Origin of the sequence: Candidatus Palauibacter scopulicola (assembly GCF_947581915.1) — a bacterium.
GTDB lineage: Bacteria > Gemmatimonadota > Gemmatimonadetes > Palauibacterales > Palauibacteraceae > Palauibacter > Palauibacter scopulicola.
This window is the reverse complement of record NZ_CANPWG010000010.1, coordinates 15,278-41,289: the sequence shown is the minus strand read 5'-3', so window position 1 is coordinate 41,289 and position 26,012 is coordinate 15,278. Positions and strand designations below refer to the sequence as shown.

The window sequence follows — 26,012 nt, the reverse complement described above, 5'->3', positions numbered from 1 at the left end:
GGGCCGCTAGCTCAGGAGGCCGAGTCCGGCGAGGACGACGAGCGCGACCGCGACCGGCACGACGAAGCGCATCACCGGACCCCAGGCGGCGGTGATCCGGAACCGCCCCGCCCCCTGGTTCGTCTCCGCGCGGAACCGTTCGAACCCCCACGCGACGGCGACGTAGAGGGAGATCGCGAGCCCGCCCACGGTGAGGAAGATGTTCCCCGACACGTAGTCGGCGAGTTCGAACAGGCCGCGGCCGCCGACCTGAAGCGCCGCCCACGGTCCGGCGCCGAGAGCCAGGGGCACGCCCGCCAGCACGACGAGCGCGAGCACGACCCAGAGCGACCGCCGGCGGCTCCAGCCCAGCGAGTCCATCGCGCTCGCGGTGAGCGCTTCGATGAGCGCCAGACCGGAGGTGAGCCCCGCGATGAACACGAAGAAGAAGAAGAACGCCGCCGCCACGTCTCCCGCCGGCAGCCGGCCGAAGAGCCCCGCCATCGTGACGAACAGCAGTCCGGCGCCCTGGTCCGGCTCCATATTGAACGCGAACAGGGCGGGGAACATCACGAACCCGGCGAGGATCGCGGCGATCGTGTCGCAGGCCACGATGGAGGCCGCGCTGCCGGGGATGTCGCTGTGGCGGGGATGGAGGTAACTCCCGAACACGAACGCCCCCATCATCCCCACGCCGATCGAGTAGAACGCCTGCCCCAGCGCCGCGAGCCACGTTCCGGGCCCGATGGCCGAGAAGTCGGGCGCGAGATACCAGCGAACGCCTTCCCACGCCCCCTCGAACTGGAGCGAGACGATCGCCAGCCCGACAAGGAAGAAGAAGAGCAGGGGGATGAGCAACCGCGCCGCGCGCTCGACCCCGCGGCGCAATCCGCGCGCGATGATGAGGCCCGTCAGCAGCATCACCGGGATCGAGTAAGCCAGGACCTCGCCCGGGCGGCTCGTGAAGGCCGCGAATGACTCCGCCGCCGCCTGCACGCTCCCCGCTCCGAAGCCGCCGCGTAGCGCGCGGATGAAGTAGGCCGCGATCCAGCCCATGATGAGCTGGTAGTAGGACATGATGAGGAACGCGGCGCCCGCGCCGAGCCAGGCGATCGCGCGGAAGGGGCTGCGTCCCGCGAGCTTCCGCATCCCGGCCAGCGGTGTCGCCTGCGCGCGCCGCCCGAGGCTGATCTCGGCGGTGAACAGCGGGATCCCGATGAGGACCGCGAGCAGGATGTAGATGAGGAGAAACGCGCCCCCCCCGTTCTCGCCGGCCAGGTAGGGGAATCTCCAGATATTGCCGAGTCCCACCGAGAATCCGGTGGTCGCGAGGATGAAGCCCAGCGGGCTTCCCCAGCGTTCGCGCGTTGCGTTCATTCCCTACCCTGGCAGTCCGTGGCAGAAGGCCCTGCATCGGCGCCCCTGCCGAGTGCGGGGGCGGCGGTGGCTCGCCCTCCGAGGCGTTCCCAGAGTAACCTGTCCGTGATCGAACGTGCGATGCCGGGCCGGACTGTGGTGCGGAACTGCCGGAAAGGAGCGGCGCCTGAAGTACGATCTTCCTACGCTGCGCGGGGATCTGTTCGGCGGTATCACGTCGGCCGTGATCGCGCTGCCGGTGTCGCTGGCCTTCGGCGTCGCCTCGGGGCTGGGGGCCGCCGCCGGCCTTTACGGGGCGATCGCGGTGGGCTTCTTCGCGTCCGTCTTCGGCGGCAACCGGTTCCAGATCTCCGGTCCCACGCCAGCCATGACCGTCGCCATGGCGGTCATCGTGACGACGCATGCTTCGACGCTTGGCGAAGCTTTCACCGTCGTCGTGCTGGCGGGGCTGCTGCAGACCGCGCTGGGCCTGCTGCGGACGGGCCGTTTCGTCGTGTACACGCCCTACGCCGTGATCTCCGGGTTCATGTCGGGGATCGGCATCATCGTCATGTTGATCCAGATCCTGCCCTTCCTCGGCGCACCCACGGCGGCGGGCGGTCCCATGGCTGCGGTGCGGGCGCTCCCGGAAGCCGTGGCGAACCTGAACGGCGGCGCCCTCATCATCGGTGCGGCGACCCTCGCGGTGAGCATCTTCTGGCCGCAGCGGCTGTCCCGGCTGCTGCCCAGCCCGCTCGTCGCCCTCCTCGCGGGGACCGCCCTGGGAGTTTTCTGGCTCACCGATGTGCCGACCATTGGCGCGATCCCCACCGGGCTGCCGGAACTGCAGTTGAGTCTGCCTTCCGCGAGCTTCCTCGCCCGCGCCTTCCATCCGGCGCTCGTCCTCGCCCTCCTCGGCTCCGTCGACAGCCTGCTCACGTCGCTCGTGGCCGACTCGCTGACCGGCACGCAGCACGACTCGAACCGCGAACTGGTCGGCCAGGGGATCGGCAACACGATCGCGGGTCTGTTCGGCGGGTTGCCGGGGGCGGGGGCCACGATGGGGACGGTCGTCAACATCCGCGCCGGCGGCCTCACGCGGATGTCAGGCGCCCTGCGTGCGATCCTGCTGCTGGGAGTTCTGCTGGGCCTGGGCCAGTACCTGGAGCCGATTCCCCATGCCGTACTCGCGGGCATCCTGATCAAGGTCGGGTGGGACATCATCGACTGGCCCCTCCTGGCCCACCTGCACCGCATTCGGCGCGACCACCTGTTCGTGCTGCTGCTGACACTCGCCCTGACGGTGTTCGTCGACCTCGTGACGGCCGTGGCCATCGGCCTCATCGTCGCGGGCATGGCGCACGCGCGGCAGATCGAGAGCCTCGAACTCGACAACGTGCTCTCCGTGCCCCTGCTGGACCGGGTGTTCTTCGAGGGCGCCGAGGGCGCGGACGCGGTGGACGAGTACTCGGCCCGGGTCGGCCTCGTCGCGCTCCGGGGCGCCTTCACCGTCGCGTCTTCCCACAAGCTGGTGAACGTGATCGGGAAGGACATCAAGGACCACGAGATCGTCATCTTCGACTTCTCCGACGCGAAGTACCTGGACGACAGCGCCGCCATGGTCATACGTCAACTGCTCGGCGTCGCCGAGAAGAGCCACACCCGGGTGATCGTGATGGCGGTGTCCGGTTCCGTCGAGAAGACACTGGATACGCTCGACATCCTCGCGGGGCTGCCCGAGGGCCATGTCGTCGACACCATGGACGAGGCGCGCGAAGTCGCGCTTGAACTGCTGAACCGCTGACGAGGAGGATCGAGATGGGCAGGGTTCTTCTGGCGGCGGTCGCCTTCGCCGGAGTGGCGGGAACGGGCAACGGCCTAATGGGGCAGGACGTACCGCTCGCCGCTGACTTCCCGGAGGTATACCGCGTGGGCGGGTTCGACGCGCCCGAGTGGGCGGAGTTCGCCGTGCCGCCCGACGTGCGCTTCGATGCGGCGGGCCGACTCTACGCCATGGAAGGGTTCCTGGGCTCCGGTTCCGTGGTGGTGATCGACACCGACGGAACCCTGGTCCGCGCGGTCGGTCGCCCCGGCGAGGGGCCGGGCGAGATCAACCGGCCCACCGGGTTCGCGGTCTGGCGGGATGGGCGCCTCGCCATCGCCGATATGGGGCATCGCGCCTACCAGATCTTCGGCCCGGACGGCGAGTTCGAACGGTTCGTGCGCGCGGGAAGCGTCAGCGACCCGTTGGGCGGCGCGGGCAGCATGGGCTCGAAGCTTCGACCCGATCCGGCCGGGCTGTCGCTCATCGCTCAGGGGCCCCCGTCGGGAGTCGGCGCGCTCACGGACCTGTTCGGTGAACTCCTCGGAGCGGAGGCGCCGGGCGAGGAACGTGTCGACGACCGCGGGCTCGAGCGGCTGGATCTTCGGGGAGAGGCCGTGTCCCGCGAGCCGATCCTCGAGGGCTGGCGTCCGTCCACCGCGGGGGCCGAGCCGCCGGAACTCTCTCTCGACGACCTGACGGAGCCGGCAGGCATGCTCACGATGATGATGAGTGGCCAGCGGTGGTTCGAACCCGGGTTTCTCTGGGATGTGCTCCCCGACGGCGGGATCGCCTACTCCGATTCCACCGCGTACGAGATCAAGGTGACGGATGGGGCCGGACGGGCGATCCGGCGGTTGAGTCGGGACCTGCATCCCGAGCCCGTCACGCGCCGGATCCGAGAGGAGGTCCGCGAGCGTCGGCTTCGGGACCTTGAGGAGGGGAGCGACCTCGGCGCCGGCTTCCGTGCCGGCAGCGGCGGGAACGAGATCCCGGCGGGCATCCGGGAGGCGACGACGGAAGCGATGCGGACGCAAATCGAGGATCGCGAATTCCATGATGTGATCCCCGTCCTTACGGCGCTGCGCGCGACATGGGACGGCGCCGTCTGGGTGGAGCGAGTGGGGGAGGAACCGTGGGTCGAGTTCGGACCCATAGACGTGATGCGCGCGGACGGCGAGTACGTAGGGACGTTCGCGCCCGGCGCCACGAGGATGCCGGACGCGTTCGGGCCCGACGGTCTCGTCGCCTTCGTGGAACTCGACGAACTCGACATCCCGAGCGTCGTCGTCCGGAGGCTGCCCGTCAAAGTCCGATGAGACGGGTCAGCGGGGCGGGCCGATGCCGAGGGACAGCGTGACGGCGCTCGCCGAATATCCGTAGTCGAGCAGGATGCCGGGGATCTCCACGGTCCACTCGGTCAGCGACCGGGAGTAGGCGAGGCGCAGGTCCACGAGCCAACGGCGGTTCAGCGTCAGGCCGACGCCGACGGATGACGGCCAGCGGGCGCGCCGCTCGCGCCGTTCGCCGAGTTCATCCGTCTCCGGGTTGACCCCGCTCGTCGCGAATTCGGTCCACATGCGGCGGATCCCGCCGAACACGTAGCCCCGTGTCGAGCCGCCTTCGGGGTTGAGTCCGACGAGCACGTTGACCCCGAGGCCGAACCGGTCGCGGAGGTCCCAGGCGCCGGGCCATACATCGTGCGGTTCGCCGTTCGGGGTGGGTTCGATCGTCCCTTCGATCTTCCCCCGGCCGGCGAGCACCCCCTCGAACTCCATGCCCGCGAGCAGCCCGCCGAGAACGCGCGTGTGGAGTCCGAGAGAGGGGCTGACGGCGAGTGTGGCCCCGGAGGCCGTCGTGGCGCTCTCGCTCGATCCGCCGCCCGCCGTCACACGCTTCGAATGCTCCGCCGAGAGCCAGCCCGCTTCGGGCGCCAGCCGAAAGAACACCTCGGACTGGGCGCGGGCCGGCGGCGCGGCCAGCAGGGAGAGGCAGATGACGAGGGTTGTGGGTGCGGCGAACCGGGTCACTGCGGCGCCGGCCCTCCGGTCGCGGCGACCACGCCGCAGTTGGTGAGCAGACGCTGCGCGTCCGCCTTGCCGGAGTCGGATGGCCCGAGTTGGTTCTCGCCCTGTTCCTCGTCGTCGTCGAGTCCGGCCAGGAGTCCGATGTCGTGGTCGGCGATCCGCGAGGCGACGACGCGTATGTGCGTATTGCCCGTGGCGGGATTGTCGAACACGCTCGCCGTGAGGACGTCGTGATGCGCGGCTCCGGTGAAGAGCTCCTGGACCACGCCGGACGTCTGCCGGCGACCCCGCACGAACCCGGCCTCGAGGTTGCCGTCCTCGATCGTGTAGTCCATCAGGTTCAACTGCGCGACCGCGCACTGATAGGCGGTTTCCAGCCCCGGCGGCGCGACGCCCTGGAAGGAGACGGGCGCGGTGGCGCAGCCCGCGAGCAGTAGCGCCAAGAGCGGAACGACACGGTGTGTGGTTCGGTTCATGGTTCCTCCATCTTCGCAGCATCTTCGCAATCCGGGGCGTCCGATGCCAGTACGCCGTACGCTTCTCCGCGTACGCCTTCCACACGACTGACGCGCTCGCGGCGTCACTTTCGAGCCTGCTTGCCGCGCGTGGCCGGGGGCGGCGGGCCGGAGGTCCCGGCCGGACGCTGGCGTGAGCAGCGGATCTCGCATCAGTTTGGGGCGATGCGAGACTCACGCAAATCACGGGGGGATGAGATGTCCGAGATGAATCGTCGCGGTTTCATCGGTCGAGGCCTGAGCCTGGGCGCGGCAGCCGCCGTCGCGGGAGCCGTACCCGCGCGAGCGTCGGCGAGCGGATCCAGACCGTCTCTGTCGTCGAGCGGACGGGCGACGACGCCGATGATGATCACCAGCCACACGAACGACACGGGCCGGCGGGCGGCCGCGGCGTCGTGGCAGATCCTTTCGGGCGGCGGCACGGCGATGGACGCGGTCGAGCGCGGCGCGAACATCATCGAACTCGACCCCGATGAGACGAGCGTCGGCTGGGGCGGCCTGCCGAATGCCGAGGGCGTCGTGCAACTCGACGCGTCCGTCATGGACGGAGCGACGTACAACGCGGGCTCGGTCGCGGGCATCGAGGGGATCCGCACCCCCGCGTCGGTGGCGCGGCTCGTGATGGAGCGCACGGACCACGTCATGCTGATCGGCGACTACGCGCAGCGCTTCGCGGTGGGCTTCGGCTTCGAAGTCCAGGAGCTGATGACGCCGAAGTCGCGGGAGATCTGGCTCCGCTGGCGTGAGCGGCTGTCCGATACGGACGACTGGGGACCCCCGGACCACCTGCGGCGTCCGCGCGACGGCTCAGACGGCGGCGGGCTGGACGAGGCAGAGCAGTGGGCGGAACTGCTCGATCTGCCGGGCCGCGACGGTCCCGACCGTGACTACGTCCTGGCCGAAGCGCTCCTGCACCGCTACGGGACGACAAACGTGCTCGCGGTCGACGCGCAGGGGAACGTCTCGGGCATCACGACGACGAGCGGGCTCGCCTGGAAGGTCCCGGGCCGCGTGGGCGACTCGCCGATCATCGGCGCCGGGCTCTACGTGGACAACGACATCGGCGCCGCCGCCGTGACGGGGCGGGGCGAGGACGTGATCAAGTCGTGTGCCGGGTACTACGTCGTCTCGCGGATGGGCGCGGGGCGCACGCCGCAGCAGGCCTGCGAGGACGCGGTCGCGATGATCCGGCACAAGTACCGGAGCGTGAATCCGGACTTCATCCCGTCCGAGAAGTTCGTCGCGATCAACAAGGACGGCGACTACGGCTGTGCGTGGATGCCCTTCCGCGACACGCCCCCCCGCATGACCGTGGCGAACGCGGACGGGGTCCAGACGTATGAGGGGGTGAGCGTCGCCGACTGAAGAGGCGCCCGACCCGGGCCCCGCGTCCGCCGTGTCCGAAGCGACGGTGATCGTCAGGGAAGCGGGCCTCGAGGATGTCGACCGCCTCGCGCCGCTGTTCGACGGATACCGCCAGTTCTACCGGCAGCCGGCGGACCTGGAGGGCGCCCGCCGGTTCCTGGCCGAACGTCTCGGGGCCGGAGAGTCGCGCGTCTTCGTGGCGGAGACCGCGGACGGCTGGCCCCTGGGGTTCGTGCAGTTGTTCCCGTCCTTTTCCTCCGTGTCGATGAGGCGGCTCTGGATCCTCAACGATCTCTTCGTCGCCCCGGACGCGCGCCGGTCCGGGGTCGCACGCGTTCTCATGGACCGCGCGCGCGAGCTCGCGGTCGAAACCGGCGCCAAGGGTCTCATCCTCGAGACCGAGTCGCACAACGCGCCCGCGAAGCGACTGTACGAGGAACTGGGCTGGGCGCTCGACGGCACCGACCACTACGAGTTGCTCGTGTGAGCCCCCGGGTCAACACGTCGCTGCGCGCGGCGGCTCCGGCGGTTCTGCTGCCCGCGCTGGCGGTTTTTGCGTCCGCCGCGGGGTCGGCGAACGGACCTGCGGATGAAAGCTCCGCCGATGACGGATCGGGCCGGGAACTGCGACTGTCCCTCTCGACCGGCGATGAGGCGCCGACCGCCGCCACGCCCGTCGTCCTCGAGCTGACCGGTACGAACGACGGCCAGGCCACGCTCATCCTCGATTTCCCTGACGGACAGCGCTTTGACTTCGAAGTGATCTCGGAGGATGGGGCCGTCGTCTGGCGGTGGGCGGAAGGCCGATTCTTCGCCCAGGTCCTGGGGCGCGAGACGATGGAGCCCGGTGCCTCGCTACGCTGGGCCGGGAGAATCGAAGCCGGGCTGCCGGCGGGTGCCTACCGCGTCCGCGCCACACTCACCACGGTGGAGCCTCGTACCGTCGAGGCCCCCCTCACCGTCCTCCCACGGAGCTAGCGAATTGAACCACACGATGCCGGCGGGGCTCGCCACGGATATCGAGGTGCTCGAGCCCGACCTTCTGCGGGCCGTCTCCTTCGACGCGGGATGGTCCCTGCTCGAACGCTTCTCGACCCTCGTACGAGAGTCCGGGAGCCACGACGAACACGTCGCGGCCGAGTACATCGGCACCGAACTGAGCCGCATGGGCGTGCCCTTCGAGATGCACGAGCCCGACCTCTACCTCTCCCTCCCCCGCGAGTCCTCGGTGGAATGGGGCGGCGGGTCGATGCGGGCCAAACCGCCGTCCTTCGCGGTCCCGACGCCGGAGGGCGGGATCGAAGGGGAGCTCGTCTACGTGCCGGCCGTGGCCGCGACGGGGCAGCGGGATCTGTTCGCCCGACGGCTCGGCGACGACCTGCCCGACGTGGCCGGCAAGATCGTGCTCAGCGACGGATTCGCGATGCCGGGCATGGTCTCCGCCTTCGAGGCGGCGGGGGCGGCGGGACAGGTCTTCATCAATCCCGGGCGGAACATCCACTGGGGGATCTGCACGTCGATCTGGGGCACGCCGACGACTGCGAACCTCGCCGCGAAGCCCGGGACGCCCGTGGTGGCGGTCAACCACGCCGACGGCGAGCGGCTGAAAGAGGCTGTTGGCGAAGCCGTCCGGCTGGAGGTCCGGCTGGAGGAGGGCTGGTATCCGTGCAAGCTGCCCGTGGCGCACATCGCCGGCGCTTCGGAGGAGTTCATGCTTGTGCACGGACACTACGACTCGTGGGACGTCGGGATCGGCGACAACGCGGTCGGCGACGCGACGCTGCTGGAACTCGCCCGGATCTTCCACGCGGAGGCGGGGCGGCTGCGGCGCTCGCTGCGCATCGCCTGGTGGCCGGCCCACTCGACCGGGCGCTACGGCGGCTCTACCTGGTATGCCGACACGCACGCGCTGGAACTCCGGCGGCGCTGCGTGGGCTCGATCAACATCGACTCGCCGGGGTGCTGGCACGCGACGGAGTACGACGACGTGATGTGGATGGCCGAGGCGGGGCCGCTGTGCGCGCGCGCGATCGCCGACGTCACGGGGAAGACCGCGAAACGGCTGCGGCCGCTGCGGGCCGGCGACTATTCCTTCAATCAGATCGGGCTCACCTCGTTCTACATGCTGCTTTCGAACATCCCGGCGGACGAACGCGCGGCGCTCGGCTTCTATCCCACGGGTGGCTGCGGGGGCAACATCGCGTGGCATACGGAAGACGACGTCATGGCCGTCGCCGAGAGGGAAAACCTCGAGCGCGACCTGGGCGTCTACGTCGCCTCGATCGCGCGCGTGCTCAACTCGCACATCCTGCCGTACGACTTCCGCGAGACCGCCTCGGAACTCGCCGGGTTCGTGGACGGCTACGTGGAGGCTGCCGGGGACCTGCTCGACCTCGGTCCGGTCCGGTCCGAACTCGAAGCGCTGGGCGCCGCGCTGGATGCTCTGTACGCCACCATCGGAGGGAATCGGCTGGATGCTGCGTCGACCGCCGCCGTGAACGAACTGTTCCTCGAGTTGTCCCGCATCCTGGTGCCGATCGGCTACGCGGAGGGAGGGCCGTTCGACCACGATCCGGCGCTGCCCCGGACGCCGATCCCGCGGCTGGCCCGGGTGGCCGAGTTGCCGGGCCTCGCGGAAGCCGGCTCCGACCTGCTGCCCTTCCTGGTGAACGAAGTGCGTCGCGAGGCGAACCACGTGGCGAACGGGTTCCACGAGGCCGCCCGGGCGGTGGGACGCGTGCGGGCGCAGTTGACGGCTTCGGCGCCGGCGGGCTGACGACGGTGCGGCGCGCGAGGGGAGCCGCGGTGCACGCGGCGGCGCTGGCCGGCCTGTCCGCGGCCGCGCCGGCGGCGGCGCAGACGACGGACACGGTCTTCGTCCGGCTGGATGCCGACGGCGCGGCCCACGTGCGACAGAGTCTCGAGCCGGAGGGCGGTGCGGTGCGGGCCTTCGCCATCCGGATCGAGCACCAGACGCTCTCCCTGCCGGGCGCCGATGCCGCGCTCACCCCGGTCGACGGGGCGTACCGCATCGATGCGGTCTCGGACGCGCCGGTCGTCATCTCCTACACCGTCCGGAATCCGGTGCGCGGGCGGCTGGACCGGATCCCCCTGTTCGTCGCCGGCCGGGAGGCCGAGCAGACGGTCGTGCAGGAAATCACGGCGCCGTGGCTGATCCGGCTGGAGGGGGATCCGGGCGTGCTCGATGCGCTGGATCTGTCGACCACGCTGCCGCGCTTCGTCCGGGCCGGCGATGACGTCGTCACGGCCACCCTGTCGAGCGTGCCGGGGCTGCTCCGGCTGTCCCGCGGGGGGGCGCTCTCGTTCGCGCGCATCGCCGACGGCGTTGTCCTCGCGCTGCTGCTGGCCGGGGCGATCTGGACGTGGCGGAACGCGCGGGTCCGCCGCGGAGGCGCCGGGGCCGCGCCATGACGATCATCCTGATCGCGGCCGGTTTCTTCGCCCTCGGCCTCACCGTGGTCCTTCTCTTCCGGAACACGATCCGCGCCGACGACGAACTGGACCGCCGCTGGGCCGAGGTCGTCGCGCAGCGCTCCACGCGCGGCGCCCCGCAGGCCGCGCCCGAGGAAGCGCCCGAACCCGCCGAGCCCTCATGAGCGGCGTCTTCTTTGTCGTGCTCGGCGTCTACGTGGCGATCATCATGGGCATCGCGATCTGGAGCTACTTCCAGACCGAGACCGAGGTCGACTTCCTCGCCGCCGGGCGCTCGATCGGCCCCATCGTCGGCGGGGCGGTCCTCGCCGCCACGCAGATCTCCGCCGGCACCTTTGTCGGCACCGCCGGCCGCCACTACCTGGCCGGCGTCTCCTGGGTCTTCCCATGGCTCGGCCTGTGGACGGGGTGGCTCGTGTGCGCCTTCTTCGTCGCCCCGAAGCTGCGGCGTCTCGGCGCGCTCACCGTCCCCGACTACATCTCGGCCCGCTACGGGAGCGCGAAAGCTGGAGCGCTCGCGGGCGTCCTCATCGTCGTCGCCTACACGATCTATCTCGTGGCGCAGTTCCAGGCGGGCGGCGAGATCGCGGAGGTCGTGTTCGGGATCCGCCCGCTCACGGCGATGCTCATCATCGTCGCCTCGACGGCGCTCTACACGCTCCTCGGCGGGGTCCGGTCCAGTTCCTACATCGATTTTCTGCAGACGCTGATCATGGTCGCGGCGCTCATCGTCGCGGTCCCGGTTCTCCTCAACCAGGTCGGCGGCGGCAGTCCGCTGGCGGCGGTCGAGCGGTCGCTCGACTTTCTCGACACGCTCGACGACCGTCTCGTGGGCTGGTACTACTCGCCGCGCGAGCTCCTCGCCTTCGGAATCGCGTTCGGGCTCTCGATTGCAGCGGCGCCGTACGAACTCACCCGCTTCTACTCGATGCGGGACGAGCGCACGGTGCGGAAGGCGATCTTCGTGGCGATCGGCTTCCAGGTGATTATCGCGACCAGCATCATGTCGATCGGCATGCTCATGCGGGTGCTCTTCCCGAACCTGCCCTCCCAGGATCAGGCCACCGCCACCATGGCGCTGCACGTCCTGCCTCCCGTGGTCGGCGCACTGCTGCTCGTCGCCATGCTGTCGGCGATCATGTCGACGGTGAACTCGATCCTCCTTGTCACCGGCGCGGGCGTCGCCCACGACCTGTACGGGAAGTTCATCCGGCCCGACGCGAGCCAGAAGCACCTCGTGAACGCGAACCGGGTGGCGATCGTCGTCCTCGCGATCATCCCCCTCTTCTTCGCGCTCCAGAAGCTGGGGGATGTGCAGGGCATCGTCCTCGAGCAGGCGAAATTCATCGCCTCCTTCTTCTTCGTCCCCATCGTCATCGGCCTCAACTGGCGCCGGGGGACGGCGAAGGGCGCCGTCGCCTCGATGATCGGGGGCTTCCTCGCCTGCCTTGTGTGGACTCTCTGGTTCCAGGAACACTACTTCCCCCTGTACGGGATCGACTCCGTCGAACTGGGTGTCGGCGCGAGTCTCATCCTCTTCATCATGGTTTCGCTGATGACGAAACCGAATCCGGGCCAGACGCTGGAGCCGTTCTTCGGAAAAGAGTGACCCGTGGACTGCAACCCGCCTGCGGGCCCCTCAACTACGCGGGTCCGCCAACCATAGGGAGACTTTGAATGTCGGACGTACTGAGCCGCCTCGTGGAGGAACTGAACGCGGGTACGGTCCGGGTGGTGGATCTCACGGTCCCCCTCGGCCCCGATACCGTCGTCATCGACCTCCCTCCGATGTTCGCGCCGTCAAAGGGGGTGACGATCGAGCAGATCTCGAGGTATGACGACGACGGGCCGGCCTGGTACTGGAACAACCTCACGCTCGGCGAGCACACCGGGACGCACTTCGACGCCCCGATCCACTGGGTGACGGGGAAGGATGTGTCCGACGGGACGACGGACACGATCCCGCCGCGGAAGTTCGTCGGCCCGGCGTGCGTCATCGACGTGGAGGCGGAGGTCGAGGCGGATCCCGACTTCCTGCTCACGCCCGCCGGACTCGAGGCGTGGGAGGCGGAGCACGGACGCGTACCCGAGGGCGCCTGGGTCTTCCTGCGCACGGGGTGGAGCCGGAGGGAGGGGAAGGAGGCGTTCCTCAACGTGTCGGACGATGGCCCGCACTCGCCGGGCTTTCACCAGGAGACTTCGGCCCTGCTGGCCCACGACCGCGCGGTGCTCGGAGTGGGAGTGGAGACGGTCGGCACCGATGCGGGTCAGGCCGGAGGATTCGATCCGCCGTTTCCGAACCACGGGATCATGCACGGGGCGGGGAAGTTCGGTCTCGCGAGCCTGTGCAACCTCGACCGGCTGCCCCCGACCGGCGCCGTGGCGATCGCCGCCCCGCTCAAGATCGTGGAGGGGAGCGGGAGCCCGCTGCGCGTGATCGCGCTGGCCCCGGCATAGCGGGCGGGGAAGGCAGCACGGATGGACGACGCCGAGCGGCAGCGATCCGCCTACCGGAGGGTCCTGAAGGCGCTGGACGAGGCGATCTTCTGCCTGGAGCGGGAGTCCCCGGACGAACCGGAGGACCTTGGTGCGGAACAGCAGGGGACCTTCCGCCTCGGAGAAGCGGGCGGGATCGCGTTCTCCAGCCATTTCTCGGGGACCGACGCCGGAGCCCTGTTCGAAGAGATCTCCGACGCGACCGAGGAGGAGGACCTGGACCGGATCCGCCAGATCCGGAGCCTCGTCGAATCGAGGCTGCGATCGGGCGGGGACGCCGCTGCCCGCGCTTCGGAGGAGGGTGCCGCCGACTGGGATACGGGCTACCTGCAGTTCCTCGCCGTCCTGAACGAGTCTCGGCGAGCCCGGGAAGCGGGCGACCCGCATCGATACTGGATCATGGCGGGCTTCCTCGCCGGCCTGCTCCAGCGGGATGGAACGCCGGGGCAACACGAGCAGGGATCGCTGCACGACGCGGTCATTGCCGCCTGCAACGAGGGGTGGGGGGAGACCCTGTGGATGGAATGGGAGGCGATCCGGGACGAATGGTTGGCCGGTGACTCGCCGGAAGCCCCGGAGGACCCGGACCTTCTCCTCAGGTGGCTGGGTCTGCGGCTGGCCGCGGCCGAATCGGTGACCGGTTCGTTCGCTTCCGGCCACGTCGGCGGAGCGGCCGATGACCGAAACGAGGGCGAGTCGGACGATGGGGCGCGCTTCCTGCGCTGCGAGCGCTCGACCCGCCGCGCGCAGAACTTCGGCGTCAGAATTGCGCGTGGCGCCCGGGACGAAGTCCGGGAGCACGATCCGCGAACATGAACGAATCGAACCGGGCCGAGCGGCGGCGATCCACGTACCGGAAGGTGCTCGAGGCGCTGGACGAAGCCCGATCCGCGCTTGAACGGACCTCTGCCGAGGGCCCCGATGCGCGGGACGTCGCCCGTTCGGGGGCGTTCCATCTCGGGATGGCCGGCGGGATCGCCTTCCGGGGGAGTCTGCCGGGAGTCGAGTCGGATGCCCTCTTCGATGACATCTCCGATGCCGCCGAGGAACGGGATCCGGGCCGCGCCGACCGGATCCGACAGGGGATCCTGACCAGATTGGGGCCCGGACAGCCGCCGGACGAGAGCCCGTCCGACGAAGGCGAACTCGACCTGGAGGTCGGGTTCCTTCAGAAGCTTGCCGCCCTGAACGAAGCGCGCCGTGCGTGGAGGGAGAACGACAGATTCCGCCATTCGCTCATGTTGGGCTTCCTCACCGGTCTCCTGAACTCGGCGCCGCCATGGCGATACGGCAGCCACTTGGCCGACGCAGTGATCGCCGTCCACTCCCCAGATCGGCGGAAGGCTCGCCGCTGGTTGGAGGCAGAGTCGATCGAGGCGGAGGAATGGCGGGGAGAGTCGGCGGACACCGACGAGAGAGCGCTCCTCCTTCGGTGGGTGGGGGATCGCCTGGCCGCCGGACACCGGTTCAGCGAGCCGTTGTGGTGCCACTCCGTCGATGAGACGGAGGACGAACGCCGAACGCGGAAAGCCCGGGAGAGAGCGTACTTCGAGAGGCAGGAAACCTCGATCCAGCGCGCCCAGAACTTCGGGAAGAGGATGGCCGCCGAGGACGGCGAAGGCATCTGGATTCCGACCAGCTATGCCGTGAACCGTGCTCTCGTGCTGGGGTCGCAGGAGGAAGAGTAGGAGTCCCCACCCGGTGTTCGCGATCCGGGGGACGTTCCCGCGGGAACGCGCCTCAACTATCTTCATAGTCGAAACCTGTTGGCTCCCCCTCCGCGCCAGGAGCAGAACCCGATGCGCCGTTCGCACAGCCATGTCGCCCATGCCGTACTCACTCCGGTTCTCCTGTCGGCCGCGGCCTGCGGCGGGGACGGCGGATCCGCCGCCCGCGGGCTCGACAGCCCCGACGTCACGATCTCTCCCGCGACGGACACGCTCTACGCCGTCGGTGTGCTGGACGGGGCGGATTGGGAGATGTTCGGCCGGGTGGCGGATGTCGCGTTCGATGCGGACGGCACTCTCTATATCCTCGACAGCGATGCCGGGCACGTCATCGTGATCGATCCCGCGGGAGCATTCGTTCGCACCATATCCAACAAGGGCGAAGGACCCGGCGAGCTCCGCCTCCCAACCAGCCTCATCGTGTTCGGCGACGGACGGATCGGTGTGCGCGACGTCAGAAACCGGAGCATCGCGCTCTTCGACCGCGAGGGAGGGCTCCTCGACGACGTCCGGATCGATCCGGAGGGCGCCGTGCCCGCCGGGCGACTCCGCGCCATGCCCGATCACAGCCTCATCGCACCGGCCCGCCGGATGAGCTTCTCGCCGGAGGGGATCTCGGACCGTGAACAGGGCCGTCCGATCACGCGCTTCCGGCTCGACGGAAGCACCGACCTCTTCCACGCGGCCTGGGCGCCCCCGCCGCGCGAAACGCGAACCGACGAAGCGGAGACCGGGAACATCCGCATCCAGATGGAAGCCGGAGAGGCCTTCCCGCTGCCGCTGGCGCTGGACGTGCTCAGTGACGGACGCGTCGCGATCGCCGACTCGGTCGGCTACCGGGTCAAGCTGCTCGATGTGGAGGGGGCCCTCGTGTCGACCCTCGAGCGCCCGGTGCCGCCGGTGGCCGTGACGCCCGCGATCGAGGCGGCCGAGCGCGAACGCCGTCTCGCGAGCCTCGAGTCCGGTGGAAGCGGGGGAGGCGGCGGCATCATGACCCTGAGCATCACCGCAGCGGCCGGATCTGGCGGCGGTGGGAATCCCATGGATTCGGAGGGGATGCGGGAGGCCTTGCGCCAGATCCGCGAGGACCAGATCCGGGACCTGGCGTTCCCGGAGGAGATGCCGGTGATCACGAACCTGGCCGTGGACTGGAGCGACCGCATCTGGGTGCAGCGCTCCGCCCTCCCCGGAGAGACCGGTACGATCGACATCCTGAGCGCCGACGGACGGTACTTCGGCTCGCTCCCCACGGACGGCCTGAGAATCCCCCGAGCCTTCGGTCCGGGCGGCCTGCTCGCATACGTGGAGCGCGACGACCTCGACATTCAGCGGGTCCTCGTCGTCCGACTCATGGCGGACGAACAACTGGAGGGCGCTCGATAAGCGTGGGCGCGCAAGGCGGGCAACCGTGGGCCCGCTCTCCGTTGTCACACGCGGCGTCCGGCCATCGCCCGCTTCTCCCCTGGGGGAAACTCATGTACAAGATCCCTTGTCGTACGCGTCATCTCGTCCTGTTCGCCCTTCCGTTTGCGGCCGTCGGCTGCGGGGGCGACGCCGCACCGGGCGGCGCCGGACCGGGTGCCGCGGGACTCGACAGCCCCGACGTCGCCCTCGCACCCGGCGTAGAGGAGGTGTACACCGTCGGCGTGATGGACGGGGCCGCGTGGGAGATGTTCGGTCGCGTGGCGGGCGTCGCCTTCGGGGAGGACGGCTCGCTCTTCATCCTCGACAATGACGCCGGCCACGTCGTCGTCGTCGGCCCGGGCGGCGAGTTCGTGCGGACGATCTCGAACAAGGGCGAGGGTCCCGGGGAACTCAGCCAGCCGCTCGGGATGGCGGTGTTCGCCGACGGCACCATCGGCGTGAACGACCTCACGCGGGGCATCAAGTTGTTCAACCGGGAAGGCGAGCTCGTCCGAGAGGCCGCGTTCAACATGACGGATGGAGCGCCCGGCATTCCGATCCACGCGCTACCCGACGGCACGGTCCTCTCGGCAGACCTCGTCGGCGGGTCGCTCGCGCTCCTCCTCGGCGGGGACGATGCGGCGCCGGAAGGCCGTCCGATCCATCGGTACCGGCTCGATGGGACCCACGACGTGTTCTACGTGGCCTGGGCGGGACCGCCCGTCGAAGACGCCGAGACGCAGGCCGGAAACATGCGGATCGTCATGTCTCGCATGGAGGCCTTCCCTCTTCCCCTCAGCCTGGGCGTGCTCCGGGATGGCCGCGTCGCCCTGGCCGATTCGGTCGGCTACCGGGTCAAGATCCTCGCTGCCTCGGGACAGGTGACGGGCACGCTCGAACGGCCGATCTCCCCCGTCGCGGTCACCGACGAGATCCGGGATGCGGAGCGCGAGCGCCAGCTCGCCGCCCTGGCGGACGGCGGGAGCGGAGGCGGCGGGGGCGCCGTCTTCATGACTCGGGCGATCTCGATCAGCGGAACCGCCGGTTCCGGAAGGCCGAGTGGTCCCGATCCGGAGGCGATGCGCCGCATGCGGGAAGACCGGATCGCGGACATGGTGTTTCCGGAGGAGGCGCCGGTCATCTCGCGACTGGCCGTGGACCGGAGCGATCGCATCTGGGTCGAACGCTCAGCCCTGGGGGGAGAGCCCGGTCCCACGGACATCCTCACGGCCGACGGGCAGTACTTCGGCACGATCGCCCCGGACGGAGTTCGCATTCCGGCCGCGTTCGGGCCGGACGGCCTGCTCGCCTACATCGAATCCGATGAACTCGGCATCCAGCGCGTCCGCGTCGTCCGTCTCGTGGGCGACCAGCTGCTCGAGGCCGCCGAAGGCGACTGAGCGAGCGCCGGACTAGCGCGACTTCTTCGCCACGAAGAGCGAGAGCAGCAGCGCCACGGCCGGAACCGCGGCCTGCGGCGCCGTCCCGGCCCTCACGAGGGTGTAGATCGCGCCCGCCATGATCGGGACGACGACGACCGCCGCCAGGAAGCTCGTCGGACGCCTCAGGAAACCGACCCCCGCCAGCACCTCCACGACGCCGATCAGGTACTGGAACCACGCCGGATAGCCCCACACCGCGAACTGGTCGACCATCATCCCGGCAATCTTCATCCCGCCATTCAGAAGGAAGAGCAGCGCGAGCAGAATCGACACCACCTTGACGGCCTTGCCAGCAGTTCCGTTGTCCGCCACTGAACCCTCCTCGCGTTACGAGTACCTGGTCCGGCTCCCCATCGATCCCTGAACCTCGTTTCAATCCCGACCCGTGGCCAGACCGCCGACCTCGACGTTCCCGCGGGAACGTCCTCGGATGTTCGATGGGCATGGGTCGATGCAGAGGCGCCGACACTCCCGTGATTCTAGATCTTGAAGCGGAGTCCGGGGATCAGCGCCGGCGTGCTCGCCTGGTAGTCGCGGTAGGCGGGGTACTTCGACGCGGAGATGGTCTCGGTGAGGCGCATGGACGGGATCAACAGGGCGGTGAGGAGGATGAAGCCAAGGCCGGTCCAGTGGAGCCACTGGCCGGAGGCGGAGACGGCAAACAGGTAGAACAGCCACCACATGCCCAGTTCGCAGAAGTAGTTGGGATGGCGGCAATAGCGGAACAGACCCGAAGTGATGAAGGGTTGGGGGACCTCTTCCCCCGCCTCGATCCGTCGCTTCTTGTCCCGCTGGAAGCGCCACATCTGCTCGTCGGCCACGGCCTCGCCGACGAAGAGCACGAGGAACAGCGAGGCGGTGAGGAAATCCAGCCAGCCGAGCGGCGTCTCGCTCCACACCGCCGCCTGGTGCACCGGCGAGGTGAACCACCAGATGAGCAGCATCTGCCCGAAGCTGATGAACGTGAGGTTGAGCAACTGAAACCGGATCGGACCGAGCTTCTCGCGGACCGCGACCCAGCGGTAGTCCTCGTGTCCCGGCCGGAATACCCCCCTGCGCAGGCCGTTGAAGGTCAGGCGCGCCGACCAGAGGACGACGAGCAGGGTCATCAGGTTCACGCGCGGCGAGGCGAAGTCGAGCCCCGCGGCTACGATCAGGCAGTAGACGGGCGGCACCAGGCTCCACAGCCGGTCCACCCACGAGTAGTCGCGCGTCGGGATCGCGACCACCAGGCACATCGCGGCCAGGATCAGGCACAGATCGAGCGCCGTGCCGAAGGGCGTGCCCGACAGCGGGTGCGGGATGACGTTGATGTCGAACACGCCCTGGCTCACGTCACGGTCAGTCGGTGGCGGTCAGCCGTCGCACCAGCGTCTGCAGCCACTCGCTGACGGCGCGCACCTCCTCCTGCAGGTCCTCGTGCCGCTCGTACGCGTCGGCGCCCGGCGCCTGGTCGGCCCGCCCGGTCATGCCGGCGAGATAGTTGAGCTGGCTCAGGAGCATGGGGCGCGGATAGCTGCCCTCCGCGTCGTTGACGCCCGCGTCGAGTTCGTCCAGCTCCGCCTCCAGTTCGTCCAGCGTATCGTTGCGGCCGCCGCCGGCGTCCGCGCGCGCCTCCGCGATGCGCTCGCGCAGGTCGTCGATGCCGTCCGCGACCTCACGGGCCTCCGCCATCGTCTCCCGCACGGCGAGGTTGAAGCGGTACTGCTCCTCGAGGTCGGCGACGGTCACCCCCTCCGCCGCCACCCGCGGGTCGATCCGCAGTTCGAGCCCCGACTCGGCCGTCACGTCGCCCGCCGAGAGGCGGACGGTGTACTCGCCGGGCGGCACGATCGGTCCGCCGCGGCCCTCGCCCTGCGAGCGCATGTCCCACCGCAGCCGGTGCACGCCGGGTGCCGACGAGACGCCGCGCGCCGCCCCGCCGCGCGGGGCCATGCGCTGCATCGCCGGTCCCCCCGCCCGAGCCGCGCCGCCGCCCCCGCCGCTGGCGAAGGATCGGATGACCTCGCCGCCCGCGTCGAGGATCTCGATCCGCACGGTCTCGTCGGGTCCCAGTTCCGGCGAGATCCAGTAGCTGATGTCCGCACCCGCGCCGGGGTAGTCCGGCCGCGCCGTATTCGAGGCCCATTCGAAGCCTGAGTTCCGTCCGGGCCGCGTGCGGTACTGCGGCCGTCCCTCGAACAGGTGCGCCCGGCCCTCGGCCGCGACCGATCCGTCCGCGCCGATCTCGTGCAACGGCGTGATGTCGTCCAGCACCCAGAACCCGCGGCCCATCGTCGAGAGCGCGAGGTCCTGCCGATACACCTCGATGTCCGTCACCGGCGTGAGCGGCAGGTCAAGCTGGAACGACTGCCACGTCTCCCCATCGTCGAAGGAGATGAAGAGCCCGAACTCGGTCCCCGCATACAGGAGCCCCGCGCGGTCCGGATCCTCGCGCACGACCCGCACCGGCACGTCCGCCGGGATCCCGTTCGTCCCATCCGTGAGCAGCTTCCACGTCTCCCCCGCGTCATCCGTCCGGTAGACGTAGGGCCGGAAGTCGCCGAGCAGGAAGCGGTATCCGGCCACGTACACCTTGTCCGGATCGTGCCGGGAGATGTCGATGGAGTTGATGCGGCCCTCCGGCGGCATGTCCGCCGGCGTCACATTCTCCCAGGTCTCCGCGCCATCCAGCGTCACGTACACCGGGCCATCGTTCGCCCCCGTCCAGAGCACGTCCGGATCGTGCGGCGAGGCCTCGATCACGTAGAGGGTGGAATAGTGCTCTTCCCCCGTCGCGTCGCGCGTGATGGGCCCGCCCGACACCATTTGCCGCTCCGGCGGAAACGCCGTGAGGTCGGGAGAGATCCGCTCCCACGTACGGCCCCCGTCTGTCGTCCGGTGCACGTACTGCGAGCCGTGATAGACGAGCTCAGGGTCGTGCGGCGAGACCTCGATGGGCACGACGCGCTGGAAGCGGTAGGGGAGGTTGGCGGGGTTGGTGCCGTACATGTTCACCGCGCCGACGTAGTACTGCTGCTCCTGCCCGGTGCGCTGGTTGTAGACCCCGAAACGCCCCTTGCAGTTCGCGTACACGACGTCGGGGTCGCCCGGCTTCGGCACGGCAGGCCCCGTCTCGCACCCGCCCGGAGAGCGCCAGTAGGCGTCGGGCCCGCCCGGCGCGGAGACCGAAGGCTGCCGGCTCGGCACGGCGACCGTATAGGCATCGTCCTGCTGCCCCGCGTAAAGCCAGTAGGGGAAGCGGTCGTCCACGTCGACCTGGTAGAGTTCGGCGGTGGGCTGGTTGTTGACCGGCGACCACGTCTGCCCGCCGTCCAGCGTCACGACCCCGCCCCCGTCGCTCCCGTGCACCATGATCCGCGGGTCGTCCGGGTTGATCCACAGATCGTGGTCATCGCCGTGCACGTTGGGGATCGTGCGGAAGGTCTCCCCCCCGTCCGTCGACTTCCAGGTCGAGAGGTTCAGGACATAGACCACGTCTCCGTCCGTCGGGTCCGCGATCACGTTTGCGAAGTAGAAGGGCCGGTGCATGAGCTGGTTGCGCGGATCGTCGTTGATCAGATCCCACGTCTCCCCCGCATCCTCCGAGCGGTACAGGCCCTCGATCGGCTCCGGCGCCTCGACCAGCGCATAGACGCGGTCCGGCATGTCCGGCGAGACGGAGAAATCCACCTTGCCGATGAGGCCCTCCGGGAGCCCGGCCGTGATCCGCCGCCACGTGTCGCCCCCGTCCGTCGTCTTCCAGATCCCGTCTTCGTCGCTCGCCCCGGAGATGATCGACCACGGATACCGCTGCGCCCGCCACATCGCGGCGTAGATCACGTCGGGATCCGCCGGGTGGAACTCCAGATCGACCGCCCCGACGGAATCCGAGGTGAAGAGGATGCGCTCCCAGTCGAGGCCACCGTTCGAGGAACGATAGACGCCCCGCGTCTCATTGTTGATGAACGGGTTTCCCATCGCGGCCGCATAGACGAGGTCGGGATTGTCCGGGTGGGCCTTCACGGACGGGACCTGGCCCGCGTCCTCGAGTCCGACGTGGTCCCACGTCTCTCCCGCGTCCGTCGACTTATGGATGCCCTTCCCGATGATGATATTCGAGCGGATGCCGTCCGAGCCCGTCCCCACGTAGATGACGTTCGGATCCGAGTCGGCGACTTCGATGTGGCCGATGGAGGGAGACCGGAAGTATCCGTCTGAAATATTCTCCCACGTCACTCCGTAGTTCGTCGTCTTCCACACGCCGCCGCCGGTTGCCCCCTGGTAGAAGGTGTGGGGATGGGAAGGGTGACCCTCGACCGCCGTGACGCGGCCGCCGCGCGAGGGGCCGACGAAGCGGAAGGAAAGGCCGCCGAAGAGGCTCGGGTCGACGGTGTCCGCGGCCGGGGCCGGGTTCCGGACGCCGACCGGAGGCTCGCCCCCGTGCGCGCCATCCTGTGCGGCGAGGGGCCACGCGAGGGCGGCGACGGCGGCCAGAGGTGCGAGGACGGTTCGCGTGCCGGGAATCGGGGCGGGGAATCGCATGTCTGCTCCTGAGTTATTGCGTCTTGACGATCGCTTCGCCGGCGAGCGCGTCCGTGAAGCGGCCCTCGTCGATCGCGAGCGTACCATTGACGAGGGAGTATTCGACCCCCTCGGCGAGACCGTGCGGGTCGTCGTACTCGGCGGTGTCGCGGAACCGCTCGAGGTCCACGACGATGACATCGGCGACCGCGCCGGGTTCGAGCACCCCGCGGCCGTCGATCCCGTACACGCGGGCCGGAAGCGCCGTCATGGCGTGAATCGCCCGTTCGAGCGTGGTGACGCCTTCCTCCAGCACGTACTTGCGGATCCGCCGCGGGAAGGCGCCGAAGCCGCGCGGATGCGGGTGTCCCTCGCCCGGCACCCAGAGCGAGCCGTCGGAGGACGTCATCATCCAGGGCTGTGACATGAAGCGAGCGATGTCCTCGTCGTTCATGTTGAACGACGTGAGCCCGGTGCCGCCGCCTCCGTCCAGCGCCTCCACGAGGAGGGCGAGCGCCGTCTCGATCGCGTCGACCCCGCGATCGTCCGCCACATCCTGCAGGGTGCGGCCGCCATGGGGGCCACCCTGCAGCATGAGCCGGTCGGCGCCACCCCGGCGGTCGAGGTTCTCCCACATCTCCGCCACGAGCCGGGGGCGCTCCGCGGGATCCTCCATGCGTTCGTACAGGTTGCCCCCCTCGCCCGCGAGGGCCCAGCGCGGGACGAGCGCGCCCACGATGCTCGTCCCCGACGCCTCGTACGGGTACTGGTCCGCGTAGATCGCGAGACCCTCCGCCCGTGCCTCCTCGATGCGGCGCACGACGTCGGCGGACTGGCCCCACACCCGGGGCCCGAGCGCCTTGATGTGCGTGACGACGCCCGTGATGCCGGAGCCGCGCGAGATCTCGATCACCTCGTCCACGGCGCCCATGAGGCCGATCGAATAGTCCGATTCGTCCCTGATGTGGCTTTGGTACACGCCGCCGTACCCGGCCGCGACCTTCGCGAGTTCGACGACCTCTCCGGTCGGGGCGTACGATCCGGGCGAATAGTAGAGGCCGGAGGAGAGTCCGAAGGCGCCCCCGTCCATCCCGTCGCGGACGATCGTCCGCATGCGGTCGAGTTCCTCCGGCGTCGCCTCGCGGGCCTGCATCCCCAGCACGGCGCGCCGCACGCTACCGTGCGGGACGAAGGCGCCCACGTTGACCCCGACGCCGGGGTCGCGGATGCGCGCCCGCTGGTCGGCGAGATCGACCGTGCCGCCGCCGTCGGGGTTCGCGAAGATCGTTGTGATCCCCTGCGCGAGAAGAGGCTGCGCCGTCCGCAGTTCATCGCGGAGGAGCGCCGGCATGGCGTGGGAGTGCGTGTCGATGAAGCCGGGGAAGACGTGGAGTCCGTTCGCTTCGATCACCCGGTCGGCGGTCGCCGCGCCCAGGTCGCCCACCGCTGCGATCCGTCCGCCGTCGATCGCGACGTCCCCCGCCCGGGCCGGACTCCCGGATCCGTCGACGAGGGTGCCGCCGCGGATGATCAGGTCGTAGCTCTGCGCCGCCAAGGGCCGGGCAGCGGCCGCCGCGCCGGAGAGGCCCGCAGCCACGAGCAACGTTGCGAGCCCCCGCGCGGCGTGGCGGCGCGCAGTCGGCAAAAGCATGTTGTAGTTCATACGGTCGAATCTGTCGGCCCGGATGCGAACCGCACAAGCAAAAGCCCACGCAGGCAAGCCCATCGGAGGCCCCCATGCGCCGGAATCGACTTCCGCTGTCGTCGCTCACGTTCGCCGGGATCGCGGCCGGCCTCGCCCTCGCCGCCGGGACGGCGCTTGTCGCGCCGCCATCGCTCGAGGCGCAAGCGTTCGAGGACGCGCGCGGTGACATGTCCATCGCCTTGGCGGGAGATGCGATCATCTCCCGGAAGATGTCTCCGTACCGGGAGCCCGAGTTCCTTGCCCTGCGCGACATCATCCGGAACGCGACCACCGCCTTCGTGAACCTTGAGATCCTCTTCCACGACTACGAGGACGACGTGATCCCGGCGGCGGCAAGCGGCGGCACCTACATGCGGGCGGAGCCGGAAATCGCGCACGAACTCGCGTGGTTCGGCTTCGACATGGTGAGCCTGGCGAACAACCACACGATGGACTTCGGGGCCGGCGGGGCGCGGCGCACGGTCGAAGCGACCGAAGCGGCGGGGCTCGCGGTTGCGGGCTACGGTGAGAACCTCGCGGAAGCGCGGGCCCCGGTCTACGTGGACACGCCCGGGGGGCGGGTCGCGCTGATCTCGATCGCCTCGACCTTCGACGACGCGATGCGGGCCGGACACCAGCGGCCGGACATGCGCGGGCGCCCGGGACTGAGCCCGATCCGCTACGAGCGGCACGTGACCGTGACGGCGGAGCAGATGGCGGGCCTCCGGGACGCGCTCTCGGCGGCGGGACGGGGCGGCGGCTCCGGACCGAGGCTGAACTTCGGCGGCATGACGTTCATCGTGGGCGACAAGCCGGGCATGAAGACGGTGCCGCACGCCGGGGACCTGGCGGAGATCATCGAAGTCGTGAAGGAAGCGCAGCGCCAGGCCGAGTGGGTCATCGTCACGAGCCACTCGCATGAAGGCGGCGACCGCCGCGAGGTGCCGGCCGACTTCCTCGTGGATGTCGCCCGCGCGACAGTTGACGCCGGCGCGGACATGTTCGTCGGCCACGGCCCACACATCCTGCGTGCGGTCGAGATGTACCGGGGCAAGCCGATCTTCTACTCGCTGGCGAACTTCGCCATGCAGAACGAGACCGTCGAACTGCAGCCGCAGGACAACTACGAGGCGCAGGGACTCGGGTACCAGGACCATCCGGGCATGTTCCAGGACGTGCGCATCGAGCGCATGGGCGCCGGCTCCTTCCCCGCCGGGAAAGGGTTCTGGGAGAGCGTCGTCCCCGTCGTGGAGTACGAGGGCGGGGAATTGAAGGAGATCCAGCTCCACCCGATCACCATGGGTTGGCAGTTGCCGCGCCCGGTGCGCGGGCGCCCGATGATGGCGGACTACGCGCTGGGGCAGGAGATCCTCGAGGGTCTCGCGAAGCTCTCCGCCGAGTTCGGAACGACGATGACGATCGAGGACGGCGTCGGCGTCATCCGACCGTGAGTCGCGAGACCTCCTTGCGGGGTGGGGGATAGGCGCGCGGGGACGGCCGCACGCCGGTGGCGGCAAACGATTCCGCCGCCTTGAGCGCGGCGAGCACGGGGTTGATGACGGGCACTCCGAGGCGCTCGCCGAGCTTCCGCGCCACGTCGAGGAACCCCATCGTCATGCAGCCCAATACGAGCGTGTCCGCCCCGGCACGCAGCGCCGCGTGAGCCTCCGTTTCGAGCGTTTGGAGCACTTGATCCGCGCGCTGCCTCAGCTCGAGCACCGGGACGTCGACGGCACGGATGTCCGCCACGAGTCCTTCGAGCCCGTACCCGCGCATCTGGCGGCGAATCGCGGGCACGACTTCGTCCACGACCGTGATGATCGCGAAGCGCTGGCCCATCTGCGCCGCGGCGAGCGCTCCGGCCTGGCCCGGGCCGATGACGGGGAAGTCGACGAGTTCACGGGCCGGCGCGAGGCCGGGATCGCCGAAACACCCGATGATCATCGCGTCGAACCCTTCCGCCTCGAGGCGCGGCGCGGCCTCGAGGATGCCGGGCACCGAGAGATACTCCTCGGCGGACGACTCGACCGAGGCCGGGCCGTTCTCCGTCTCGCGAACGACGGCTTCCGACCCGTGAAAGGCATGCTCGTTGAGAAAAGCCTGGCGGCGGACGAGTTCCTCCGGCCCGAGAGGGCCGCGGGACATGGGTCCGGGAAGAAAGTAGACGATGCGCATGGTCGGATCCGTGGGTCTCGGATTCACGGGCTGATCGAACGGAACATGGGGCGGAACGAATCCG

The 26,012-nt window shown here is 69.6% G+C and carries 23 protein-coding genes; 15 read left to right on the top strand and 8 right to left on the bottom strand.

All coding sequences use genetic code 11. The annotated features are described in order from the left end of the window. Positions 1-6: 6 nt before the first annotated feature. Complete coding sequence (locus RN743_RS01950; protein WP_310775699.1) at positions 7-1,356, bottom strand: sodium-dependent transporter; 1,350 nt, start codon at positions 1,354-1,356, stop codon at positions 7-9. A 115-nt stretch (positions 1,357-1,471) separates the two neighbouring features. Here RN743_RS01950 and RN743_RS01945 point away from each other — a divergent pair, with 115 nt between their 5' ends. Continuing rightward, positions 1,472-3,139, top strand: a complete 1,668-nt coding sequence (locus RN743_RS01945) for a SulP family inorganic anion transporter (protein WP_310775697.1) — start codon at positions 1,472-1,474, stop codon at positions 3,137-3,139. A gap of 14 nt (positions 3,140-3,153) precedes the next feature. Beyond that, on the top strand, positions 3,154-4,476 hold the full coding sequence (locus RN743_RS01940; protein WP_310775695.1) for a hypothetical protein: 1,323 nt from the start codon (positions 3,154-3,156) through the stop codon (positions 4,474-4,476). Between the two features lie 6 nt (positions 4,477-4,482). On the opposite strand, the gene RN743_RS01935 is transcribed toward RN743_RS01940, so the two are convergent. Both RN743_RS01935 and RN743_RS01930 read right to left on the bottom strand, forming a co-directional pair. Beyond that, on the bottom strand, positions 4,483-5,187 hold the full coding sequence (locus tag RN743_RS01935) for a hypothetical protein (RefSeq protein ID WP_310775693.1): 705 nt from the start codon (positions 5,185-5,187) through the stop codon (positions 4,483-4,485). Then, on the bottom strand, positions 5,184-5,660 hold the full coding sequence (locus tag RN743_RS01930; RefSeq protein WP_310775692.1) for a hypothetical protein: 477 nt from the start codon (positions 5,658-5,660) through the stop codon (positions 5,184-5,186). Before RN743_RS01930 ends, RN743_RS01935 begins: the two co-directional genes overlap by 4 nt. 246 nt (positions 5,661-5,906) lie before the next feature. On the opposite strand from RN743_RS01930, the gene RN743_RS01925 reads away from it, so the two are divergent. The 12 genes from RN743_RS01925 to RN743_RS01870 all read left to right on the top strand — a co-directional run bounded on the left by RN743_RS01925 (position 5,907) and on the right by RN743_RS01870 (position 17,544). After that, entirely contained in the window at positions 5,907-7,064 is a 1,158-nt protein-coding gene (locus RN743_RS01925; protein ID WP_310775690.1) for a N(4)-(beta-N-acetylglucosaminyl)-L-asparaginase, read from the top strand. A gap of 31 nt (positions 7,065-7,095) precedes the next feature. Next, entirely contained in the window at positions 7,096-7,551 is a 456-nt protein-coding gene (locus RN743_RS01920) for a GNAT family N-acetyltransferase (RefSeq protein WP_310775688.1), read from the top strand. Continuing rightward, positions 7,548-8,042 carry a BsuPI-related putative proteinase inhibitor gene (locus tag RN743_RS01915; RefSeq protein WP_310775686.1) on the top strand — a complete coding sequence of 165 codons (495 nt, stop codon included), beginning with the start codon at positions 7,548-7,550 and terminating at the stop codon, positions 8,040-8,042. The genes RN743_RS01920 and RN743_RS01915 overlap by 4 nt, the downstream gene beginning before the upstream one ends. 4 nt (positions 8,043-8,046) lie before the next feature. After that, entirely contained in the window at positions 8,047-9,840 is a 1,794-nt protein-coding gene (locus tag RN743_RS01910; RefSeq protein ID WP_310775684.1) for a M28 family peptidase, read from the top strand. 5 nt (positions 9,841-9,845) lie between these two features. Continuing rightward, on the top strand, positions 9,846-10,496 hold the full coding sequence (locus RN743_RS01905; RefSeq protein ID WP_310775681.1) for a hypothetical protein: 651 nt from the start codon (positions 9,846-9,848) through the stop codon (positions 10,494-10,496). Next, entirely contained in the window at positions 10,493-10,681 is a 189-nt protein-coding gene (locus RN743_RS01900) for a hypothetical protein (RefSeq protein WP_310775679.1), read from the top strand. The genes RN743_RS01905 and RN743_RS01900 overlap by 4 nt, the downstream gene beginning before the upstream one ends. After that, entirely contained in the window at positions 10,678-12,126 is a 1,449-nt protein-coding gene (locus RN743_RS01895) for a sodium/solute symporter (protein ID WP_310775677.1), read from the top strand. Before RN743_RS01900 ends, RN743_RS01895 begins: the two co-directional genes overlap by 4 nt. A 68-nt stretch (positions 12,127-12,194) precedes the next feature. Next, the gene (locus RN743_RS01890; protein ID WP_310775675.1) at positions 12,195-12,974 is read left to right on the top strand and encodes a cyclase family protein; all 780 of its coding nucleotides are present in this window, start codon (positions 12,195-12,197) and stop codon (positions 12,972-12,974) included. 21 nt (positions 12,975-12,995) lie between these two features. Next, positions 12,996-13,829, top strand: coding sequence for a hypothetical protein (locus tag RN743_RS01885; RefSeq protein ID WP_310775673.1), 834 nt, complete (start codon positions 12,996-12,998; stop codon positions 13,827-13,829). Continuing rightward, on the top strand, positions 13,826-14,701 hold the full coding sequence (locus RN743_RS01880) for a hypothetical protein (RefSeq protein WP_310775671.1): 876 nt from the start codon (positions 13,826-13,828) through the stop codon (positions 14,699-14,701). The genes RN743_RS01885 and RN743_RS01880 overlap by 4 nt, the downstream gene beginning before the upstream one ends. Before the next feature lie 111 nt (positions 14,702-14,812). Next, positions 14,813-16,123 carry a 6-bladed beta-propeller gene (locus RN743_RS01875; protein WP_310775669.1) on the top strand — a complete coding sequence of 437 codons (1,311 nt, stop codon included), beginning with the start codon at positions 14,813-14,815 and terminating at the stop codon, positions 16,121-16,123. A gap of 92 nt (positions 16,124-16,215) precedes the next feature. After that, complete coding sequence (locus RN743_RS01870) at positions 16,216-17,544, top strand: hypothetical protein (RefSeq protein ID WP_310775667.1); 1,329 nt, start codon at positions 16,216-16,218, stop codon at positions 17,542-17,544. A gap of 12 nt (positions 17,545-17,556) precedes the next feature. Here the strand turns inward: RN743_RS01870 and RN743_RS01865 are convergent, their stop codons facing one another. From RN743_RS01865 to RN743_RS01850, 4 genes are all read right to left on the bottom strand, one after another. Further along, on the bottom strand, positions 17,557-17,898 hold the full coding sequence (locus tag RN743_RS01865) for a DoxX family protein (RefSeq protein WP_310775665.1): 342 nt from the start codon (positions 17,896-17,898) through the stop codon (positions 17,557-17,559). A 167-nt stretch (positions 17,899-18,065) separates the two neighbouring features. Further along, a complete protein-coding gene (locus tag RN743_RS01860) occupies positions 18,066-18,920 on the bottom strand; it encodes a DUF1295 domain-containing protein (protein ID WP_310775663.1) in 855 nt (284 codons plus the stop codon). A 7-nt stretch (positions 18,921-18,927) separates the two neighbouring features. Then, a complete protein-coding gene (locus RN743_RS01855) occupies positions 18,928-22,110 on the bottom strand; it encodes a hypothetical protein (RefSeq protein ID WP_310775661.1) in 3,183 nt (1,060 codons plus the stop codon). Positions 22,111-22,123: 13 nt separating this feature from the next. Continuing rightward, positions 22,124-23,740 (bottom strand): amidohydrolase family protein, encoded by a 1,617-nt coding sequence (locus RN743_RS01850; RefSeq protein WP_310775659.1) that lies wholly within the window; start codon positions 23,738-23,740, stop codon positions 22,124-22,126. 86 nt (positions 23,741-23,826) lie between these two features. Here RN743_RS01850 and RN743_RS01845 point away from each other — a divergent pair, with 86 nt between their 5' ends. Then, complete coding sequence (locus tag RN743_RS01845; RefSeq protein WP_310775656.1) at positions 23,827-25,224, top strand: CapA family protein; 1,398 nt, start codon at positions 23,827-23,829, stop codon at positions 25,222-25,224. Here RN743_RS01845 and RN743_RS01840 read toward each other — a convergent pair. Continuing rightward, complete coding sequence (locus tag RN743_RS01840) at positions 25,211-25,975, bottom strand: aspartate/glutamate racemase family protein (RefSeq protein ID WP_310775654.1); 765 nt, start codon at positions 25,973-25,975, stop codon at positions 25,211-25,213. The two genes, RN743_RS01845 and RN743_RS01840, sit on opposite strands and share 14 nt — an antisense overlap. Positions 25,976-26,012 lie beyond the last annotated feature (37 nt).

Coding starts and splice junctions, on each gene's coding strand:
- RN743_RS01925 (WP_310775690.1), top strand. CDS start 5,907: ATGAATCGTCGCGGTTTCATCGGTCGAGGCCTGAGCCTGGGCGCGGCA.
- RN743_RS01875 (WP_310775669.1), top strand. CDS start 14,813: ATGCGCCGTTCGCACAGCCATGTCGCCCATGCCGTACTCACTCCGGTT.
- RN743_RS01895 (WP_310775677.1), top strand. CDS start 10,678: ATGAGCGGCGTCTTCTTTGTCGTGCTCGGCGTCTACGTGGCGATCATC.
- RN743_RS01885 (WP_310775673.1), top strand. CDS start 12,996: ATGGACGACGCCGAGCGGCAGCGATCCGCCTACCGGAGGGTCCTGAAG.
- RN743_RS01845 (WP_310775656.1), top strand. CDS start 23,827: ATGCGCCGGAATCGACTTCCGCTGTCGTCGCTCACGTTCGCCGGGATC.
- RN743_RS01950 (WP_310775699.1), bottom strand. CDS start 1,356: ATGAACGCAACGCGCGAACGCTGGGGAAGCCCGCTGGGCTTCATCCTC.
- RN743_RS01880 (WP_310775671.1), top strand. CDS start 13,826: ATGAACGAATCGAACCGGGCCGAGCGGCGGCGATCCACGTACCGGAAG.
- RN743_RS01890 (WP_310775675.1), top strand. CDS start 12,195: ATGTCGGACGTACTGAGCCGCCTCGTGGAGGAACTGAACGCGGGTACG.
- RN743_RS01870 (WP_310775667.1), top strand. CDS start 16,216: ATGTACAAGATCCCTTGTCGTACGCGTCATCTCGTCCTGTTCGCCCTT.
- RN743_RS01850 (WP_310775659.1), bottom strand. CDS start 23,740: ATGCTTTTGCCGACTGCGCGCCGCCACGCCGCGCGGGGGCTCGCAACG.
- RN743_RS01900 (WP_310775679.1), top strand. CDS start 10,493: ATGACGATCATCCTGATCGCGGCCGGTTTCTTCGCCCTCGGCCTCACC.
- RN743_RS01940 (WP_310775695.1), top strand. CDS start 3,154: ATGGGCAGGGTTCTTCTGGCGGCGGTCGCCTTCGCCGGAGTGGCGGGA.
- RN743_RS01930 (WP_310775692.1), bottom strand. CDS start 5,660: ATGAACCGAACCACACACCGTGTCGTTCCGCTCTTGGCGCTACTGCTC.
- RN743_RS01855 (WP_310775661.1), bottom strand. CDS start 22,110: ATGCGATTCCCCGCCCCGATTCCCGGCACGCGAACCGTCCTCGCACCT.